Origin of the sequence: Pseudomonas sp. W5-01 (genome assembly GCF_046540435.1) — a bacterium.
Lineage (GTDB): Bacteria > Pseudomonadota > Gammaproteobacteria > Pseudomonadales > Pseudomonadaceae > Aquipseudomonas > Aquipseudomonas graminis_B.
On sequence record NZ_JAXCIP010000007.1, the window covers coordinates 14,316 to 30,156 of the forward strand.

A 15,841-nucleotide genomic window follows, 5' to 3' on the forward strand; every position below is an offset into this window, starting at 1 on the left:
AACCGGTTGATGGGTTGCCAGTGGCTGTGGACACCGGGGCTTTGCCTTGACTGGGGGCAGGATCCTCTTTAGACTCTTGTACCCCTAAATCTGGCGGGACGTATGTCCTGCCATTTTGCTTTTCTTGTAAGACAATAGCGTCGCAAGACAACAGTGGAGCTAGTAGATGGCAACTATCAACCAGCTGGTACGTCAGCCGCGTAAGCGTATCGTCGAGAAATCCGACGTGCCTGCGCTGCAGAACTGCCCGCAGCGTCGTGGTGTGTGCACTCGCGTGTACACAACTACGCCGAAAAAACCTAACTCGGCACTGCGTAAAGTATGCCGTGTGCGTCTGACCAACGGTTTCGAGGTTTCCTCGTACATCGGCGGTGAAGGCCACAACCTGCAAGAGCACAGCGTCGTACTGATTCGCGGCGGCCGTGTAAAAGACTTGCCAGGTGTTCGTTACCACACCGTCCGCGGTTCGTTGGATACCTCCGGTGTCAAAGGTCGTAACCAGGGTCGTTCGAAGTACGGGACCAAGAAGCCTAAGTAGTAGCGGCTTTTTGAAAAAAATTGAATCATCTTATTTTCTGAGTCGATAAGAGTAAGGTCGGAGGCGCCATTAGGTGCTGATTCCGAGCGAACCTGAAGACCGTTTGAGGGCTTATCCATGCCAAGAAGACGCGTAGCAGCCAAGCGCGAAGTGCTTGACGATCCAAAATACGGCAGCCAGATTCTGGCCAAGTTCATGAACCACGTTATGGAAAGCGGCAAGAAAGCCGTTGCCGAGCGTATCGTTTATGGCGCGCTGGAAAAGGTTAAAGAACGCAAGAACTCCGATCCCCTGGAAATCTTCGAGAAAGCTCTCGACGCCATCGCTCCGCTGGTCGAAGTGAAGTCGCGCCGTGTAGGCGGTGCTACTTACCAGGTCCCGGTCGAAGTTCGTCCGTCCCGTCGTAATGCTCTGGCAATGCGTTGGCTGGTAGACTTCGCGCGCAAGCGCGGTGAGAAGTCTATGGCTCTGCGTTTGGCTGGCGAACTGTTGGACGCCGCCGAAGGTAAAGGTGCTGCGGTCAAGAAGCGTGAAGACGTGCACCGTATGGCTGAAGCCAACAAAGCTTTCTCGCACTACCGCTTCTAATTTCAGCGTCACTAATTTTGCGAGGGCTTTATGGCTCGTACTACACCGATCAGCCGTTACCGTAACATTGGTATCGTCGCTCATGTGGATGCTGGTAAAACCACCACCACCGAGCGCGTCCTTTTTTACACCGGCAAAAGCCACAAGATGGGCGAGGTGCATGATGGCGCCGCGACCACCGACTGGATGGTTCAGGAGCAGGAGCGTGGTATTACCATTACTTCTGCTGCTATTACTGCCTTTTGGCAGGGTTCCGAGAAGCAGCACAAAGACCAATATCGCTTCAACGTGATTGACACCCCGGGCCACGTAGACTTCACGATTGAAGTTGAGCGTTCCCTGCGTGTACTCGACGGCGCGGTCGTTGTTTTCTGTGGTACCTCTGGCGTGGAGCCTCAGTCCGAAACCGTATGGCGTCAAGCCAACAAGTACGGCGTTCCACGTATTGTTTACGTGAACAAAATGGACCGTGCTGGCGCAAACTTTCTGCGGGTAATTGCCCAGATCAAGCAGCGTTTGGGTCACACTCCGGTGCCGATCCAGTTGGCAATCGGTTCTGAAGATAACTTCCAGGGTCAGATAGATCTGATGTCTATGGAAGCGGTCTACTGGAACGATTCCGACAAAGGTATGGTCCCTGTTCGCAAGCCTATCCCTGCAGAGCTGCAGGAGCTGGCTGACGAATGGCGCAGTAACATGGTTGAGGCTGCGGCTGAAGCCAGCGAAGAGCTGATGAACAAATACCTTGAGGGTGAGGAACTCACCAACGAGGAAATCAAGGCTGCTCTGCGTCAGCGTACTATTGCTGGTGAGATCGTTCTTGCTGTTTGCGGTTCTTCCTTCAAGAACAAGGGTGTTCCCCTGGTTCTCGACGCTGTGATCGACTACCTGCCGGCTCCAGTCGACATTCCTGCTATCAAGGGTTCGAACCCTGATAACGAGGAAGAGGAAATGGAGCGTCACGCGGACGACAACGAGCCGTTCTCGGCTCTGGCGTTCAAGATCGCTACCGATCCATTCGTGGGTACGCTGACCTTCGTCCGTGTTTACTCGGGCGTGTTGGCATCCGGCGACGGCGTGATCAACTCGGTCAAGGGCAAGAAAGAGCGCGTGGGTCGTATGGTGCAAATGCACGCCAACGCTCGCGAAGAGATCAAGGAAGTACGCGCTGGCGACATCGCGGCCTTGATCGGCATGAAGGATGTCACCACTGGTGAAACCTTGTGCAACGCTGACAAGCCAATCATCCTGGTTCGGATGGACTTCCCGGAGCCGGTTATTTCGGTTGCCGTAGAGCCTAAAACCAAGGATGACCAGGAAAAAATGGGTATCGCACTGGGCAAGCTTGCTCAAGAAGACCCGTCTTTCCGCGTCAAAACTGATGAAGAGACTGGTCAAACGATCATCTCTGGCATGGGCGAGCTGCACTTGGACATCCTGGTTGACCGGATGCGCCGTGAGTTCAACGTCGAAGCCAACATCGGTAAGCCTCAGGTTTCGTATCGTGAGCGCATCACGAAGAACTGTGAAATCGAAGGCAAGTTCGTTCGTCAGTCCGGCGGTCGTGGTCAGTTCGGCCACTGCTGGATCCGTTTTGCACCTGCTGACGAAGGTCAGGAAGGTCTGCAATTCGTGAACGAAGTAGTGGGTGGTGTGGTTCCTAAGGAATACATCCCGGCTATCCAGAAGGGTATCGAAGAGCAGATGAAGAACGGCGTTGTTGCCGGCTATCCGCTGATCGGCCTGAAGGCTACCGTGTTTGATGGTTCTTACCACGACGTCGACTCGAACGAGATGGCGTTTAAGGTGGCTGCTTCCATGGCGACCAAGCAACTGGCCCAGAAGGGCGGCGGTGAGTTGCTTGAACCGATCATGGCTGTAGAGGTTGTTACGCCTGAAGACTATATGGGTGACGTGATGGGCGACCTTAACCGTCGTCGCGGCATGATCCTGGGTATGGAAGATACAGTCTCCGGCAAGGTAATTCGTGCCGAGGTTCCGTTGGGTGAGATGTTCGGTTATGCGACCGACGTTCGCTCCATGTCCCAAGGTCGCGCAAGCTACTCTATGGAATTCAAAAAATACAATACAGCTCCGTCGCACATCGTCGAAACTGTAACCAAAAAACAAGGCTGATTCAGCGCCTTTAGGCTAGGAGTTATTTGTCGTGGCTAAAGAAAAATTTGATCGTTCCCTTCCGCACGTCAACGTTGGCACCATCGGTCACGTTGACCATGGTAAAACTACGCTGACCGCTGCTCTGACTCGCGTCTGCTCCGAAGTCTTCGGTTCGGCTCGTGTTGACTTCGATAAGATCGACAGCGCACCAGAAGAGAAGGCTCGCGGTATCACCATCAACACTGCTCACGTTGAGTACAACTCGTCTGTACGTCACTACGCACACGTTGACTGCCCGGGTCACGCTGACTACGTCAAGAACATGATCACCGGTGCTGCCCAGATGGACGGCGCTATCCTGGTTTGTTCGGCTGCTGATGGTCCGATGCCACAGACTCGTGAGCACATCCTGCTGTCCCGTCAGGTAGGCGTTCCGTACATCGTGGTCTTCCTGAACAAGGCTGACCTGGTAGACGACGCTGAGCTGCTGGAACTGGTTGAGATGGAAGTGCGCGATCTGCTGAGCACTTACGACTTCCCAGGTGACGACACTCCAATCATCATCGGCTCCGCCCGTATGGCGTTGGAAGGCAAAGACGACAACGAGATGGGCACCACTGCCGTCAAGAAGTTGGTTGAAACTCTGGACAGCTACATCCCTCAGCCAGAGCGTGCTGTCGACAAGCCGTTCCTGATGCCAATCGAAGACGTATTCTCGATCTCTGGTCGCGGTACTGTTGTGACTGGTCGTGTTGAGCGCGGTATCGTCAAGGTTCAAGATCCACTGGAAATCGTTGGTCTGCGTGACACTACCGTCACCACCTGCACCGGTGTTGAAATGTTCCGTAAGCTGCTCGACGAAGGTCGTGCTGGCGAGAACTGCGGCGTTCTGTTGCGCGGCACCAAGCGTGACGACGTTGAGCGTGGTCAGGTTCTGGTCAAGCCAGGTACCGTCAAGCCTCACACTCAGTTCGAAGCTGAAATCTACGTTCTGAGCAAAGAAGAAGGCGGTCGTCACACTCCTTTCTTCAAAGGCTACCGTCCACAGTTCTATTTCCGTACTACCGACGTAACTGGTAGCTGCGAACTGCCGGAAGGCGTTGAGATGGTTATGCCAGGTGATAACGTGAAAGTTTCCGTTACCCTGATCAAGCCAATCGCAATGGAAGACGGTCTGCGTTTCGCTATCCGTGAAGGCGGTCGTACCGTCGGCGCTGGCGTCGTAGCCAAAATCATCGCGTAAGCGATGATCTTCAAAAAGAGCCCCCGCTTGCGGGGGCTTTTTTATTGGGTTGACACCCTGTTAGCTCGTCTATAGAATTGCGCCTCCTTTAAACGGGCGTATTGCGCTCGGTGGGAAGTAGCCTGGAGTCTGAAATCCAATGCAAAATCAGCAAATCCGTATCAGGTTGAAGGCTTTTGACCATCGCCTGATCGACCAATCCACCCAGGAAATCGTGGAAACCGCGAAACGTACTGGTGCTCAAGTGCGTGGTCCGATTCCACTCCCTACCCGTAAAGAGCGGTTCACCGTTCTGGTTTCTCCGCACGTCAACAAAGACGCGCGCGACCAGTACGAGATCCGTACTCATAAGCGTGTTCTGGACATTGTCCAGCCAACGGATAAAACCGTTGATGCGCTGATGAAGCTTGATCTTGCGGCAGGTGTGGAAGTACAGATCAGCCTCGGCTAAGACTCGGGTCTTAGTCGTGTAACGCTCTGAAATGGGCGGCCATAGCGGGTGAAAGCCCCGTACACTCATGAGGTTTACAACATGACTATTGGTGTAGTCGGTCGTAAATGCGGTATGACCCGTATTTTCACCGAAGAAGGTGTCTCCATTCCGGTTACGGTCATTGAGATCGAGCCGAATCGCGTCACCCAGTTCAAAACCGAAGAAGTCGATGGCTATCGTGCAGTGCAAGTCACTGTCGGCGTGCGTCGTGCTTCCCGTGTGACTGCTGCTCAAGCAGGTCACTTCGCTAAGGCGAACGTTGCCGCTGGTCGTACTGTCTTGGAATTCCGTCTTGAAGAAGGCGAATACAAGGCTGGCGATCTGATCAATGCAGAAATCTTTGCTGCTGGCCAGATGGTAGATGTTACCGGTCAGTCCAAAGGTAAAGGCTTCCAAGGTACTATCAAGCGCCACAATTTCCGTGGCCAAGATAATACTCACGGTAACTCCGTGTCCCACCGCGTCCCGGGCTCTATCGGCCAGTGCCAGACTCCTGGTCGTGTATTCAAGGGCAAAAAAATGTCCGGTCATATGGGCGCTGAGCGCGTGACCGTGCAGTCCCTGGAAGTAGTGCGCGTGGACGCTGAACGCAATCTGTTGTTGGTCAAGGGTGCTGTTCCTGGCGCTACTGGCGGCAATGTGGTTGTACGTCCAGCAGCCAAGGCTCGCGGTTAAGGGGAAGCTGACATGCAATTAAATGTAAATGACGCCCAAGCGATCGAAGTTTCCGAACTGACATTTGGCGGCGAATTCAACGAGACGCTGGTTCACCAGGCAGTCGTGGCCTACATGGCTGGCGGTCGTCAGGGCAGCAAGCAGCAAAAGACCCGTTCTGACGTATCCGGTGGCGGTAAGCGCCCTTGGCGTCAAAAGGGTACTGGCCGTGCTCGTGCCGGTACTATCCGTAGCCCGATCTGGCGCGGCGGCGGTACCACTTTCGCAGCACGTCCTCAGGATCATTCTCAGAAGCTCAACAAGAAGATGTATCGCGCTGCACTGCGCTCCATCCTTGCTGAACTGGTTCGCACTGATCGTCTGGTCGTGGTTCAGGATTTCGCTGTTGAATCGCCGAAAACCAAAGATCTGCTGGGCAAGCTGAACGACATGAGCCTGACCGACGTTTTGATCGTGTCGGACGCTGTTGATCAGAACCTGTACCTGGCTGCTCGTAACCTGCCGCACGTTGATGTGCGTGATGTTCAAGGTTCCGATCCAGTTAGTCTGATCGCATACGACAAAGTGTTGATCACTGTGTCGGCCGTGAAGAAATTCGAGGAGCTGCTGGGATGAACCAGGAACGCGTATTTAAAGTTCTGCTTGGCCCGCACGTTTCCGAGAAGGCTACGGTTCTGGCAGACAAAAAAGGTCAGTTCGTTTTCAAGGTTGCTACTGATGCAACCAAGCTGGAAATCAAGAAGGCCGTCGAAAGCCTGTTCAGCGTGAAAGTAGAGCGTGTCACTACCCTTAATGTTATGGGTAAGACCAAGCGCACTGCTCGCGGTCTGGGCAAGCGTAATGACTGGAAGAAGGCAGTTATCTCCCTTCAGCCAGGCCAAGATCTCGATTTCAGCAGCAGTGCTGAGTAAGGAAGGGGTGCATCATGGCAATCGTTAAATGCAAACCGACTTCCCCTGGCCGCCGTTTTGTGGTCAAGGTGGTCAACCAGGAGCTGCATAAAGGCGCTCCTCACGCACCGCTGCTCGAGAAAAAATCGAAGACTGGTGGTCGTAACAACAATGGCCGCATCACTACTCGTCACATCGGTGGTGGTCATAAGCAGCATTATCGTCTGGTCGATTTCCGTCGCAACGACAAGGATGGCATTTCTGCCACCGTCGAGCGTATTGAATACGATCCAAACCGTACTGCTCACATCGCACTGCTGCTGTACGCAGACGGCGAGCGTCGTTACATCATCGCGCCTAAAGGCGTGAGTGCTGGCGACCAGCTGATCGCAGGCGCTCTGGCTCCAATCAAGCCAGGCAACGCTCTGCAGCTGCGCAACATTCCAGTGGGTTCTACCGTTCACGGCATCGAATTGAAGCCGGGTAAAGGTGCCCAGATCGCTCGTTCCGCTGGTGCATCTGCACAGCTGATCGCTCGTGAAGGTGTCTACGTGACCCTGCGTCTTCGCTCCGGTGAGATGCGTAAAGTTCTGGCTGAATGCCGTGCGACTCTGGGCGAGGTCTCGAACTCCGAGCACAGCCTGCGTTCGCTGGGTAAAGCTGGTGCCAAACGCTGGCGTGGCGTTCGCCCAACCGTTCGTGGTGTTGCCATGAACCCGGTTGACCACCCACATGGTGGTGGTGAAGGTCGTACCTCTGGTGGTCGTCATCCGGTATCGCCGTGGGGCTTCCCGACTAAGGGCGCGAAGACTCGTGGTAATAAGCGTACCGACAAAATGATCGTCCGTCGTCGCAAGTAAATAGAGGGATACGACAGTGCCACGTTCTCTGAAAAAAGGTCCTTTTATTGATCTTCACCTACTGAAGAAGATCGAAGTGGCGGCGGAAAAGAACGATCGCAAACCAGTTAAGACCTGGTCGCGCCGTTCTATGATCCTGCCACAAATGGTCGGTTTGACCATTGCTGTGCATAACGGTCGTCAGCATGTTCCTGTTCTCGTGAACGAAGACATGGTCGGCCACAAACTAGGCGAGTTTGCCGGTACCCGCACTTATCGTGGGCACGTGGCAGACAAGAAAGCCAAGCGTTAAGGGGTAAGGAACGATGGAAGTAGCCGCTAAGTTGTCGGGCGCTCGAATCTCCGCCCAGAAAGCCCGCTTGGTCGCCGACCAGATCCGCGGGAAGAAGGTGGGCGAAGCGCTCAACCTGTTGGCTTTCAGCAGTAAGAAAGCCGCCGAGATCATGAAGAAAGTGCTGGAGTCGGCCGTAGCCAACGCCGAGCATAACGAAGGCGCAGACGTTGATGACCTTAAGGTCTCCACCGTTTTCGTCAACGAAGGGCGTTCGCTGAAGCGAATCATGCCACGTGCCAAAGGCCGTGCTGATCGCATCGTCAAGCGGTCTTGCCATATCACTGTCAAGGTTGCTGACAAGTAACGGAGTCGAAGAGATGGGTCAGAAAGTACATCCCATTGGCATTCGCCTGGGAATCGTCAAGGAGCACACCTCCGTCTGGTACGCAGACGGTCGGACTTATGCGGACTATTTGTTCGCTGATCTGAAGGTGCGAGAGTATCTCCAAGACAAACTAAAAAGCGCGTCCGTAAGCCGTATCGATATCCATCGTCCGGCGCAGACTGCACGCATCACCATCCACACCGCTCGTCCAGGTATCGTTATCGGGAAGAAAGGTGAAGATGTTGAGAAGCTGCGTCAGGACCTGACCAAGCAAATGGGTGTGCCTGTGCACATCAATATCGAAGAGATCCGTAAGCCGGAACTCGACGGTATGCTGGTTGCGCAGAGCGTAGCTCAGCAGCTGGAGCGTCGTGTAATGTTCCGTCGCGCTATGAAGCGCGCAGTGCAGAACGCCATGCGCATTGGTGCCAAAGGCATCAAAATCCAAGTGAGCGGTCGTCTCGGCGGTGCTGAAATTGCACGTACTGAATGGTATCGCGAAGGTCGTGTGCCTTTGCACACCCTGCGTGCCGACATCGACTATGCCAACTACGAAGCTCACACCACTTATGGTGTGATCGGTGTAAAGGTTTGGATCTTCAAAGGCGAAGTAATTGGTGGTCGCCAAGAAGAGCTGAAGCCGCAAGCACCAGCGCCTCGTAAAAAAGCTGCTAAGTAAGGGGTACGCCAAATGTTGCAACCTAAGCGTACGAAGTTCCGCAAGCAGATGACCGGCCACAACCGTGGTCTGGCACTGCGCGGTAGCAAAGTCAGCTTCGGCGAGTTCGCGCTGAAGTCTGTTGCTCGTGGTCGTCTCACCGCTCGTCAGATCGAGTCAGCGCGTCGCGCACTGACCCGTCACGTTAAACGTGGCGGCAAGATCTGGATCCGTGTATTCCCGGACAAGCCTGTTACCAAAAAGCCCCTCGAAGTTCGGATGGGTAAAGGTAAGGGTAACGTGGAGTACTGGGTTGCCCAGATTCAGCCAGGCAAAGTCCTGTATGAAATCGAGGGTGTTTCCGAAGAGTTGGCGCGTGAGGCTTTCGCCCTGGCTGCTGCAAAGCTGCCGCTCGCCACCTCCTTTGTTAAGCGGACGGTGATGTGATGAAAGCGAATGAACTTCGTGAAAAATCAGCACAGCAACTGAACGAGCAACTGCTCGGCTTGCTGCGCGACCAGTTCAATCTGCGCATGCAGAAAGCAACTGGCCAGTTGGGGCAGTCTCACCTGCTCTCGCAAGTTAAGCGTGACATCGCTCGCGTGAAGACTGTGCTCAACCAGCAGGCAGGTAAGTAATCATGGCTGAAGCCGAAAAAACCGTCCGTACGCTGACTGGCCGTGTCGTCAGCGACAAGATGGACAAGACCATCACCGTACTGATCGAGCGTCGCGTCAAGCACCCAATCTACGGTAAATACGTTAAGCGTTCGACTAAGCTGCACGCGCACGACGAAACCAATCAGTGCCACATCGGCGACAAGGTCACTATTCGTGAAACTCGTCCGATGGCCAAGACTAAATCTTGGGCGCTGGTTGATGTTCTCGAACGCGCTGTGGAAGTCTAAGGGCTAGGGGTCGGAGAAATTATATGATTCAGACTCAATCCATGCTCGATGTGGCCGATAACAGCGGCGCGCGCCGCGTTATGTGCATCAAGGTGCTTGGTGGCTCTCATCGTCGTTACGCTGGTATCGGTGACATCATCAAAGTTACCGTCAAAGAAGCAATTCCGCGCGGTAAGGTGAAGAAAGGCCAAGTGATGACTGCCGTAGTAGTCCGCACTCGCCACGGTGTTCGTCGCGCAGACGGCTCCATCATCCGCTTTGATGGCAACGCTGCTGTTCTGTTGAACAACAAGCAAGAGCCGATCGGCACCCGTATCTTTGGGCCAGTGACCCGTGAACTTCGTACTGAGAAGTTCATGAAGATCGTCTCGCTCGCCCCAGAAGTGCTGTAAGGAGATCCGACATGCAAAAGATTCGTCGTGACGACGAGATCATCGTGATCGCCGGCAAAGACAAAGGTAAGCGCGGTAAGGTGCTCAAGGTTCTCGCTGACGACCGTCTGGTCGTTGGTGGGATCAACCTGGTGAAGCGTCATACCAAGCCAAACCCGATGTCGGGCGTACAGGGCGGTATCGTCGAGAAAGAAGCGCCACTGCACGCTTCTAACGTCGCCATTTTCAACGGCGCAACCAACAAAGCTGATCGCGTTGGTTTCAAAGTTGAAGACGGCAAGAAAATTCGTGTCTTCAAGTCGACCCAAAAAGCGGTTGATGCTTGAACACTGCTAGGTAGAAGACCATGGCACGACTAAAAGAGATTTACTGGAAAGAAATCGCACCGAAACTTAAGGAAGAACTTAAGCTTTCGAACGTGATGGAAGTTCCACGCGTTACCAAGATCACCCTGAACATGGGTCTGGGCGAAGCGATCGGTGACAAGAAAGTCATCGAGCACGCTGTTGCAGACCTGGAAAAAATCACCGGCCAAAAAGTCGTCGTGACTTACGCTCGCAAATCTATCGCAGGCTTTAAAGTCCGTGAAGGTTGGCCGATCGGTGTCAAAGTGACTCTGCGCCGTGAGCGTATGTATGAATTCCTGGATCGTCTGCTGTCGATCTCCCTGCCTCGGGTCCGCGACTTCCGCGGCCTGAATGCCAAGTCCTTTGATGGTCGTGGTAACTACAGCATGGGCGTTAAAGAGCAGATCATTTTCCCGGAAATCGACTACGACAAGATCGATGCCCTGCGCGGTCTGGACATTACCCTGACCACCACTGCTCGTACGGACGAAGAAGGTCGCGCATTGCTGCGTGCTTTCAAGTTCCCGTTCCGCAACTGATTGGAGTAGGACCATGGCCAAGAAGAGCATGAAAAACCGTGAGCTGAAGCGTCAGCTCACCGTTGCCAAGTACGCTACCAAGCGTGCTGCGCTGAAAGCGATCATCGTGGATCTGAACGCAAGTCCAGAAGCACGTTGGGAAGCAACGGTCGCACTGCAGAAGCAACCACGTGACGCAAGTGCCTCGCGCATGCGTAACCGTTGCCGCCTGACAGGTCGTCCGCACGGCGTATATCGCAAGTTCGGCCTCGGCCGTAACATGCTGCGTCAAGCAGCAATGCGTGGCGACGTACCAGGTCTGGTTAAAGCCAGCTGGTAAGCAGCTATTCTCGCACTGCGTCCATCGTGATCACCATGAACCGATGGGCGTAGAGCCTGAATTTGAATCAAGCCCCTTTTGGGGCTTGATTCATTTCTGGGGTGCGCCTAGAATTGCCGGCTCGCCAGAGCCCGTGCTTGCACGTGCCCGAAATTTTAAGGCGATAGGTTGTAGCCGTAAGGCTCATTTTTTTTGTATCAGGAGCGTCTAGCCCATGAGTATGCAGGACCCGTTAGCGGACATGCTAACTCGTATCCGTAATGCCCAGATGGCTGAAAAGCCCGTCGTAAGCATGCCATCCTCCACGTTGAAGGTGGCTGTAGCCAAAGTCCTGAAGGACGAAGGTTACATTGCGGGTTATCAGATCAGCAGCGAAACCAAGCCGTTGCTATCCATCGAGCTGAAGTACTTCGAAGGCCGTCCGGTCATCGAAGAAGTGAAGCGCGTTAGCCGTCCAGGCCTGCGTCAGTACAAGTCCGTCGATGAGTTGCCAAAAGTTCGTGGCGGCCTCGGTGTGTCTATCGTCTCCACCAACAAAGGTGTGATGACGGATCGTGCTGCGCGCGCTGCCGGTGTCGGCGGCGAAGTGCTTTGCACTGTGTTCTAAGGGGGGGATAAGCATGTCACGCGTAGCTAAGAACCCCGTTAAGTTGCCAGCAGGCGTCGAAGTTAAACTCGTCGGCCAGCAGCTTTCGGTGAAGGGTGCCAAGGGCACTCTAGACCTGAACATTCATTCGGCCGTTGAAATTGTTGAAGAAGCCGGTGAGTTGCGTTTTGCTGCTCGCAATGGCGATCAACAAACTCGCGCAATGGCTGGTACCACTCGTGCGTTGGTAAACAACATGGTCCAAGGCGTAAGCCAAGGCTTTGAGCGCAAGCTCCAGCTGGTCGGTGTTGGTTACAAAGCGCAAGCAAAAGGCACGGTGCTGAACCTGGCCCTTGGCTTCTCGCACCCAGTGGACTACGAATTGCCGGAAGGCATCACCGCTGAGACTCCCAACCAAACCGATATCGTCATCCGCGGTATCGACAAGCAGTTGGTTGGTCAAGTGGCCGCTGAGATCCGCGACTTCCGCCGTCCAGAGCCGTACAAAGGCAAAGGCGTGCGTTACGCGGACGAAGTCGTCCGTCGTAAAGAAGCCAAGAAGAAGTAGGGCATAGCAAATGACCGTCAAAAAAGTTACCCGACTGCGTCGCGCTCGCAAAGCACGCCTGAAAATGCACGAACTCGAAGTCGTGCGTCTCTGCGTGTACCGCTCTTCGCAGCACATTTATGCCCAGGTCATCTCGGCCGACGGCAGCAAAGTCTTGGCAAACGCCTCGACTTTGGACAAAGAACTGCGTGATGGCGCCACTGGCAACATCGACGCGGCCACTAAAGTTGGCCAGCTGATCGCTGAGCGTGCGAAAGCCGCCGGTGTATCGCAAGTGGCTTTTGATCGTTCTGGCTTCAAGTACCACGGTCGCGTTAAGGCGCTGGCTGATGCTGCTCGTGAAGGCGGGCTGGAGTTCTAAGTTATGTCAAATAACGACCAAAAACGCGACGAAGGCTACATCGAGAAGCTGGTACAAGTTAATCGCGTAGCAAAAACCGTTAAAGGCGGCCGTATCTTCACTTTCACCGCGTTGACCGTGGTTGGTGATGGTAAAGGGCGCGTTGGCTTCGGCCGTGGTAAGTCACGTGAAGTGCCTGCCGCGATTCAGAAGGCAATGGAAGCTGCTCGCCGCAACATGATCCAGGTTGATCTGAACGGCACTACGCTGCAGTACGCCATCAAGTCCGCTCATGGGGCTTCGAAGGTTTACATGCAGCCTGCGTCGGAAGGTACTGGCATCATCGCTGGCGGTGCAATGCGCGCCGTCCTCGAAGTTGCTGGCGTCCACAACGTTCTGGCCAAGTGCTACGGTTCGACTAACCCGGTCAACGTTGTTCACGCAACGTTCAAGGGTTTGAAAACCATGCAGTCCCCTGAGTCCATCGCTGCTAAACGCGGCCTGAACGTCCAGGAGATCTTCTGATCATGGCTACCGTTAAAGTAACGCTGATCAAAAGCATGACCGGCCGCATCCCTAACCACAAATTGTGCGTTAAGGGTTTGGGTCTGCGTCGCATCGGTCACACTGTAGAAGTCGTTGATACCCCGGAAAACCGTGGGATGATCAACAAGGCTTACTACATGCTGCGCGTCGAGGGTTAATCGATGAAACTCAATGATCTGAGTCCAGCGCCGGGTTCCCGTCGCGAAAAGCATCGTCCGGGCCGTGGTATCGGTAGCGGTTTGGGTAAGACCGGTGGCCGTGGCCACAAAGGTCAGACCTCCCGCTCCGGTGGCACCATTGCTCCGGGCTTCGAAGGCGGCCAACAGCCGTTGCATCGTCGTCTGCCTAAGTTCGGCTTCGTCTCTTTGAAAGCTATGGATCGTGCTGAAGTTCGCACCTCCGAGCTGGCTAAAGTTGAAGGCGTCGTCACTGTGCAGTCCCTGAAGGATGCCAACGTGATCAACCAAAACGTACAGCGTGTGAAAATCATGCTGTCCGGTGAGGTTACTCGCGCAGTCACCCTCAAAGGTATCGCAGCCACCAAAGGTGCGCGTGCGGCTATCGAAGCAGCTGGCGGCAAGTTCGAGGAATAAATGGCTAAGCAAGGTGCTCTCTCAGCGCTAGGCAAAAGCGGCGGGTTGTCCGAACTCTGGGCTCGTCTGCGTTTCCTGTTCCTGGCGATTATCGTCTATCGGATCGGTGCGCATATCCCAGTTCCGGGTATCAACCCTGACCGACTGGCGGACCTGTTTCGACAGAATGAGGGGACCATTCTTAGCTTGTTCAACATGTTTTCCGGCGGTGCGCTGGAGCGCATGAGCATCTTTGCACTGGGGATCATGCCGTATATCTCGGCATCGATCATCATGCAGCTCATGACCGCAGTCAGCCCACAGCTGGAGCAGTTGAAGAAGGAAGGTGAGGCTGGTCGTCGTAAGATCAGCCAGTACACCCGCTATGGCACCGTCGTCCTGGCCCTGGTTCAAGCCATTGGCATGTCCATTGGCTTGGCCGGGCAGGGCGTTGCGTTCTCAGCAGATATCGGCTTCCACTTCGTTGCAGTCACCACGTTTGTTGCTGGTGCGCTGTTCATGATGTGGCTGGGCGAGCAGATCACTGAGCGCGGTGTTGGCAACGGTATCTCGATGTTGATTTTTTCGGGTATCGTCGCCGGTCTTCCGAGAGCGATCGGGCAGTCTTTCGAGTCTGCACGCCAAGGTGATATCAATATCTTCGCTTTGGTCGCCATCGGTTTGCTGGCAGTAGCGATCATCGGTTTCGTGGTGTTCATCGAGCGTGGTCAGCGTCGTATTGCTGTTCACTACGCCAAGCGTCAGCAGGGCCGTAAGGTCTTCGCTGCGCAGACGAGCCACTTGCCGTTGAAAGTGAACATGGCGGGTGTTATTCCTGCCATCTTCGCGAGCAGCATCTTGCTGTTTCCGGCTTCGCTGGGTGCCTGGTTCGGTCAGTCTGAGGGTATGGGCTGGTTGCAGGACATCTCGCAGTCGATCGCACCTGGTCAGCCGTTGAATATTCTGCTGTTTAGTGCAGGGATTATTTTCTTCTGCTTCTTCTATACGGCGTTGATGTTCAATCCGAAAGACGTAGCGGAAAACCTGAAGAAGTCCGGTGCCTTTATTCCGGGCATCCGTCCTGGTGAGCAGTCGGCGCGCTATATTGATGGCGTTCTGACTCGTCTGACCATGTTCGGTGCTCTCTATATGATGGCCGTATGCCTGCTCCCACAGTTTCTCGTGGTCGCTGCAAACGTGCCGTTTTACCTTGGCGGGACCTCGTTGCTGATCGTGGTCGTGGTTGTGATGGACTTCATGTCCCAAGTGCAATCGCACCTCGTTTCGCACCAGTATGAATCCCTGATGAAGAAAGCCAACCTGAAGGGCTACGGCAGCGGCATGCTGCGCTGAAGCACCCATAAGGTTCGAGGAGTTGGTGATGAAAGTTCGTGCATCGGTGAAAAAGCTGTGCCGCAACTGCAAGATTATTCGCCGCGAAGGTGTTGTTCGAGTAATTTGCAGCGCGGAACCACGTCACAAGCAGCGCCAAGGCTAATGTGATCTGTGCTAAAAGCCCAGCAGCTAGTGCGCTGCTGGGTTGATTATTTGTTATTACAGCGATATTATCTCGCGCCCTATTTCTTGGCTTCCGGGGCGTAGGTAGCTGTCAATTGGAGTCCCACTGAATGGCCCGTATTGCAGGCGTTAACATTCCAGATAACAAGCATACTGTTATCTCGCTGACCTACATCTATGGTGTTGGTCGCACAACTGCACACAAAATCTGTGCTACTACCGGGGTTAACCCGGCGGTAAAGATCAAAGATCTGAGCGACGAGCAGATTGAACAGCTGCGTGGCGAAGTCGCGAAGTTCACCACTGAAGGTGATCTGCGTCGCGAAATCAACATGAAAATCAAGCGCTTGATGGACCTCGGTTGCTATCGCGGTCTGCGTCATCGTCGTGGTCTTCCAGTGCGCGGTCAGCGTACCAAGACTAACGCGCGTACCCGCAAAGGTCCGCGTAAGCCGATCCGCAAGTAATCGCCCCAGCGAATCGAC

At 54.4% G+C, this 15,841-nt stretch carries 28 protein-coding genes; all 28 read left to right on the top strand.

Translation table 11 applies throughout. From position 1 onward, the window contains the following. The first annotated feature begins 166 nt into the window (after nucleotides 1-166). Entirely contained in the window at nucleotides 167-538 is a 372-nt protein-coding gene (rpsL, locus tag SLW75_RS21085) for a 30S ribosomal protein S12 (protein WP_002555494.1), read from the top strand. A 117-nt stretch (nucleotides 539-655) separates the two neighbouring features. Beyond that, on the top strand, nucleotides 656-1,126 hold the full coding sequence (rpsG, locus tag SLW75_RS21090) for a 30S ribosomal protein S7 (protein ID WP_002555493.1): 471 nt from the start codon (nucleotides 656-658) through the stop codon (nucleotides 1,124-1,126). A 30-nt stretch (nucleotides 1,127-1,156) separates the two neighbouring features. Continuing rightward, nucleotides 1,157-3,262: an elongation factor G gene (fusA, locus tag SLW75_RS21095; protein ID WP_065988460.1), complete on the top strand. Its 2,106-nt coding sequence runs from the start codon at nucleotides 1,157-1,159 to the stop codon at nucleotides 3,260-3,262. A gap of 31 nt (nucleotides 3,263-3,293) precedes the next feature. Beyond that, complete coding sequence (gene tuf, locus SLW75_RS21100) at nucleotides 3,294-4,487, top strand: elongation factor Tu (RefSeq protein WP_024646116.1); 1,194 nt, start codon at nucleotides 3,294-3,296, stop codon at nucleotides 4,485-4,487. Between the two features lie 139 nt (nucleotides 4,488-4,626). Beyond that, nucleotides 4,627-4,938: a 30S ribosomal protein S10 gene (gene rpsJ / locus SLW75_RS21105; RefSeq protein ID WP_003186070.1), complete on the top strand. Its 312-nt coding sequence runs from the start codon at nucleotides 4,627-4,629 to the stop codon at nucleotides 4,936-4,938. Between the two features lie 81 nt (nucleotides 4,939-5,019). Beyond that, complete coding sequence (gene rplC, locus SLW75_RS21110) at nucleotides 5,020-5,655, top strand: 50S ribosomal protein L3 (RefSeq protein ID WP_065988459.1); 636 nt, start codon at nucleotides 5,020-5,022, stop codon at nucleotides 5,653-5,655. A 12-nt stretch (nucleotides 5,656-5,667) separates the two neighbouring features. Continuing rightward, complete coding sequence (rplD, locus tag SLW75_RS21115) at nucleotides 5,668-6,270, top strand: 50S ribosomal protein L4 (RefSeq protein ID WP_037017717.1); 603 nt, start codon at nucleotides 5,668-5,670, stop codon at nucleotides 6,268-6,270. Continuing rightward, nucleotides 6,267-6,566, top strand: coding sequence for a 50S ribosomal protein L23 (gene rplW / locus SLW75_RS21120; protein WP_065988457.1), 300 nt, complete (start codon nucleotides 6,267-6,269; stop codon nucleotides 6,564-6,566). Before rplD ends, rplW begins: the two co-directional genes overlap by 4 nt. Nucleotides 6,567-6,580: 14 nt before the next feature. Beyond that, entirely contained in the window at nucleotides 6,581-7,405 is an 825-nt protein-coding gene (gene rplB, locus SLW75_RS21125; RefSeq protein ID WP_003176423.1) for a 50S ribosomal protein L2, read from the top strand. A gap of 16 nt (nucleotides 7,406-7,421) precedes the next feature. Continuing rightward, the gene (gene rpsS, locus SLW75_RS21130) at nucleotides 7,422-7,697 is read left to right on the top strand and encodes a 30S ribosomal protein S19 (RefSeq protein WP_002555486.1); all 276 of its coding nucleotides are present in this window, start codon (nucleotides 7,422-7,424) and stop codon (nucleotides 7,695-7,697) included. A 13-nt stretch (nucleotides 7,698-7,710) separates the two neighbouring features. Continuing rightward, nucleotides 7,711-8,043, top strand: coding sequence for a 50S ribosomal protein L22 (gene rplV, locus SLW75_RS21135; protein ID WP_003103908.1), 333 nt, complete (start codon nucleotides 7,711-7,713; stop codon nucleotides 8,041-8,043). A gap of 13 nt (nucleotides 8,044-8,056) precedes the next feature. Further along, on the top strand, nucleotides 8,057-8,743 hold the full coding sequence (gene rpsC / locus SLW75_RS21140) for a 30S ribosomal protein S3 (protein ID WP_003176422.1): 687 nt from the start codon (nucleotides 8,057-8,059) through the stop codon (nucleotides 8,741-8,743). A 12-nt stretch (nucleotides 8,744-8,755) separates the two neighbouring features. Further along, nucleotides 8,756-9,169, top strand: coding sequence for a 50S ribosomal protein L16 (rplP, locus tag SLW75_RS21145; protein ID WP_003186052.1), 414 nt, complete (start codon nucleotides 8,756-8,758; stop codon nucleotides 9,167-9,169). Further along, nucleotides 9,169-9,360 carry a 50S ribosomal protein L29 gene (gene rpmC / locus SLW75_RS21150; RefSeq protein ID WP_002555481.1) on the top strand — a complete coding sequence of 64 codons (192 nt, stop codon included), beginning with the start codon at nucleotides 9,169-9,171 and terminating at the stop codon, nucleotides 9,358-9,360. Before rplP ends, rpmC begins: the two co-directional genes overlap by 1 nt. A gap of 2 nt (nucleotides 9,361-9,362) precedes the next feature. Continuing rightward, nucleotides 9,363-9,629 (top strand): 30S ribosomal protein S17, encoded by a 267-nt coding sequence (gene rpsQ / locus SLW75_RS21155; protein ID WP_003194644.1) that lies wholly within the window; start codon nucleotides 9,363-9,365, stop codon nucleotides 9,627-9,629. Between the two features lie 23 nt (nucleotides 9,630-9,652). Then, complete coding sequence (gene rplN / locus SLW75_RS21160) at nucleotides 9,653-10,021, top strand: 50S ribosomal protein L14 (RefSeq protein ID WP_002555479.1); 369 nt, start codon at nucleotides 9,653-9,655, stop codon at nucleotides 10,019-10,021. 11 nt (nucleotides 10,022-10,032) lie between these two features. Further along, nucleotides 10,033-10,347 carry a 50S ribosomal protein L24 gene (gene rplX / locus SLW75_RS21165; protein WP_002555478.1) on the top strand — a complete coding sequence of 105 codons (315 nt, stop codon included), beginning with the start codon at nucleotides 10,033-10,035 and terminating at the stop codon, nucleotides 10,345-10,347. A gap of 20 nt (nucleotides 10,348-10,367) precedes the next feature. Beyond that, the gene (gene rplE, locus SLW75_RS21170; protein WP_037017720.1) at nucleotides 10,368-10,907 is read left to right on the top strand and encodes a 50S ribosomal protein L5; all 540 of its coding nucleotides are present in this window, start codon (nucleotides 10,368-10,370) and stop codon (nucleotides 10,905-10,907) included. Between the two features lie 13 nt (nucleotides 10,908-10,920). After that, nucleotides 10,921-11,226, top strand: coding sequence for a 30S ribosomal protein S14 (gene rpsN, locus SLW75_RS21175; RefSeq protein ID WP_003186042.1), 306 nt, complete (start codon nucleotides 10,921-10,923; stop codon nucleotides 11,224-11,226). Nucleotides 11,227-11,440: 214 nt separating this feature from the next. Beyond that, complete coding sequence (gene rpsH / locus SLW75_RS21180) at nucleotides 11,441-11,833, top strand: 30S ribosomal protein S8 (RefSeq protein WP_037017722.1); 393 nt, start codon at nucleotides 11,441-11,443, stop codon at nucleotides 11,831-11,833. Nucleotides 11,834-11,846: 13 nt separating this feature from the next. Next, on the top strand, nucleotides 11,847-12,380 hold the full coding sequence (gene rplF / locus SLW75_RS21185) for a 50S ribosomal protein L6 (protein WP_122536825.1): 534 nt from the start codon (nucleotides 11,847-11,849) through the stop codon (nucleotides 12,378-12,380). A 10-nt stretch (nucleotides 12,381-12,390) separates the two neighbouring features. Continuing rightward, nucleotides 12,391-12,741 carry a 50S ribosomal protein L18 gene (rplR, locus tag SLW75_RS21190; protein ID WP_037017727.1) on the top strand — a complete coding sequence of 117 codons (351 nt, stop codon included), beginning with the start codon at nucleotides 12,391-12,393 and terminating at the stop codon, nucleotides 12,739-12,741. A gap of 3 nt (nucleotides 12,742-12,744) precedes the next feature. After that, nucleotides 12,745-13,245, top strand: a complete 501-nt coding sequence (gene rpsE / locus SLW75_RS21195; RefSeq protein WP_037017729.1) for a 30S ribosomal protein S5 — start codon at nucleotides 12,745-12,747, stop codon at nucleotides 13,243-13,245. 2 nt (nucleotides 13,246-13,247) lie between these two features. Further along, nucleotides 13,248-13,424, top strand: a complete 177-nt coding sequence (gene rpmD, locus SLW75_RS21200) for a 50S ribosomal protein L30 (protein ID WP_028621547.1) — start codon at nucleotides 13,248-13,250, stop codon at nucleotides 13,422-13,424. Nucleotides 13,425-13,427: 3 nt separating this feature from the next. Next, nucleotides 13,428-13,859 carry a 50S ribosomal protein L15 gene (gene rplO / locus SLW75_RS21205; RefSeq protein ID WP_037017733.1) on the top strand — a complete coding sequence of 144 codons (432 nt, stop codon included), beginning with the start codon at nucleotides 13,428-13,430 and terminating at the stop codon, nucleotides 13,857-13,859. Beyond that, nucleotides 13,860-15,191: a preprotein translocase subunit SecY gene (secY, locus tag SLW75_RS21210; RefSeq protein ID WP_065988454.1), complete on the top strand. Its 1,332-nt coding sequence runs from the start codon at nucleotides 13,860-13,862 to the stop codon at nucleotides 15,189-15,191. Nucleotides 15,192-15,219: 28 nt separating this feature from the next. Next, nucleotides 15,220-15,336: a 50S ribosomal protein L36 gene (gene rpmJ, locus SLW75_RS21215; protein ID WP_002555468.1), complete on the top strand. Its 117-nt coding sequence runs from the start codon at nucleotides 15,220-15,222 to the stop codon at nucleotides 15,334-15,336. A gap of 130 nt (nucleotides 15,337-15,466) precedes the next feature. After that, nucleotides 15,467-15,823: a 30S ribosomal protein S13 gene (gene rpsM, locus SLW75_RS21220; RefSeq protein WP_037017739.1), complete on the top strand. Its 357-nt coding sequence runs from the start codon at nucleotides 15,467-15,469 to the stop codon at nucleotides 15,821-15,823. Nucleotides 15,824-15,841: the final 18 nt, after the last annotated feature.

Bases quoted from the DNA above. Each gene is read 5' to 3' on its own strand.
- rplO (WP_037017733.1), top strand. From the start codon at position 13,428: ATGAAACTCAATGATCTGAGTCCAGCGCCGGGTTCCCGTCGCGAAAAG.
- rplD (WP_037017717.1), top strand. From the start codon at position 5,668: ATGCAATTAAATGTAAATGACGCCCAAGCGATCGAAGTTTCCGAACTG.
- rplN (WP_002555479.1), top strand. From the start codon at position 9,653: ATGATTCAGACTCAATCCATGCTCGATGTGGCCGATAACAGCGGCGCG.
- rplR (WP_037017727.1), top strand. From the start codon at position 12,391: ATGACCGTCAAAAAAGTTACCCGACTGCGTCGCGCTCGCAAAGCACGC.
- fusA (WP_065988460.1), top strand. From the start codon at position 1,157: ATGGCTCGTACTACACCGATCAGCCGTTACCGTAACATTGGTATCGTC.
- rplB (WP_003176423.1), top strand. From the start codon at position 6,581: ATGGCAATCGTTAAATGCAAACCGACTTCCCCTGGCCGCCGTTTTGTG.
- secY (WP_065988454.1), top strand. From the start codon at position 13,860: ATGGCTAAGCAAGGTGCTCTCTCAGCGCTAGGCAAAAGCGGCGGGTTG.
- rpsG (WP_002555493.1), top strand. From the start codon at position 656: ATGCCAAGAAGACGCGTAGCAGCCAAGCGCGAAGTGCTTGACGATCCA.
- rplC (WP_065988459.1), top strand. From the start codon at position 5,020: ATGACTATTGGTGTAGTCGGTCGTAAATGCGGTATGACCCGTATTTTC.
- rpmJ (WP_002555468.1), top strand. From the start codon at position 15,220: ATGAAAGTTCGTGCATCGGTGAAAAAGCTGTGCCGCAACTGCAAGATT.
- rpsC (WP_003176422.1), top strand. From the start codon at position 8,057: ATGGGTCAGAAAGTACATCCCATTGGCATTCGCCTGGGAATCGTCAAG.
- rpsM (WP_037017739.1), top strand. From the start codon at position 15,467: ATGGCCCGTATTGCAGGCGTTAACATTCCAGATAACAAGCATACTGTT.
- rplP (WP_003186052.1), top strand. From the start codon at position 8,756: ATGTTGCAACCTAAGCGTACGAAGTTCCGCAAGCAGATGACCGGCCAC.
- rpsE (WP_037017729.1), top strand. From the start codon at position 12,745: ATGTCAAATAACGACCAAAAACGCGACGAAGGCTACATCGAGAAGCTG.
- rplX (WP_002555478.1), top strand. From the start codon at position 10,033: ATGCAAAAGATTCGTCGTGACGACGAGATCATCGTGATCGCCGGCAAA.
- rpmD (WP_028621547.1), top strand. From the start codon at position 13,248: ATGGCTACCGTTAAAGTAACGCTGATCAAAAGCATGACCGGCCGCATC.
- rplV (WP_003103908.1), top strand. From the start codon at position 7,711: ATGGAAGTAGCCGCTAAGTTGTCGGGCGCTCGAATCTCCGCCCAGAAA.
- rpsN (WP_003186042.1), top strand. From the start codon at position 10,921: ATGGCCAAGAAGAGCATGAAAAACCGTGAGCTGAAGCGTCAGCTCACC.
- rpsQ (WP_003194644.1), top strand. From the start codon at position 9,363: ATGGCTGAAGCCGAAAAAACCGTCCGTACGCTGACTGGCCGTGTCGTC.
- rpsL (WP_002555494.1), top strand. From the start codon at position 167: ATGGCAACTATCAACCAGCTGGTACGTCAGCCGCGTAAGCGTATCGTC.
- rplF (WP_122536825.1), top strand. From the start codon at position 11,847: ATGTCACGCGTAGCTAAGAACCCCGTTAAGTTGCCAGCAGGCGTCGAA.
- rpmC (WP_002555481.1), top strand. From the start codon at position 9,169: ATGAAAGCGAATGAACTTCGTGAAAAATCAGCACAGCAACTGAACGAG.
- rpsJ (WP_003186070.1), top strand. From the start codon at position 4,627: ATGCAAAATCAGCAAATCCGTATCAGGTTGAAGGCTTTTGACCATCGC.
- rpsH (WP_037017722.1), top strand. From the start codon at position 11,441: ATGAGTATGCAGGACCCGTTAGCGGACATGCTAACTCGTATCCGTAAT.
- rplE (WP_037017720.1), top strand. From the start codon at position 10,368: ATGGCACGACTAAAAGAGATTTACTGGAAAGAAATCGCACCGAAACTT.
- rplW (WP_065988457.1), top strand. From the start codon at position 6,267: ATGAACCAGGAACGCGTATTTAAAGTTCTGCTTGGCCCGCACGTTTCC.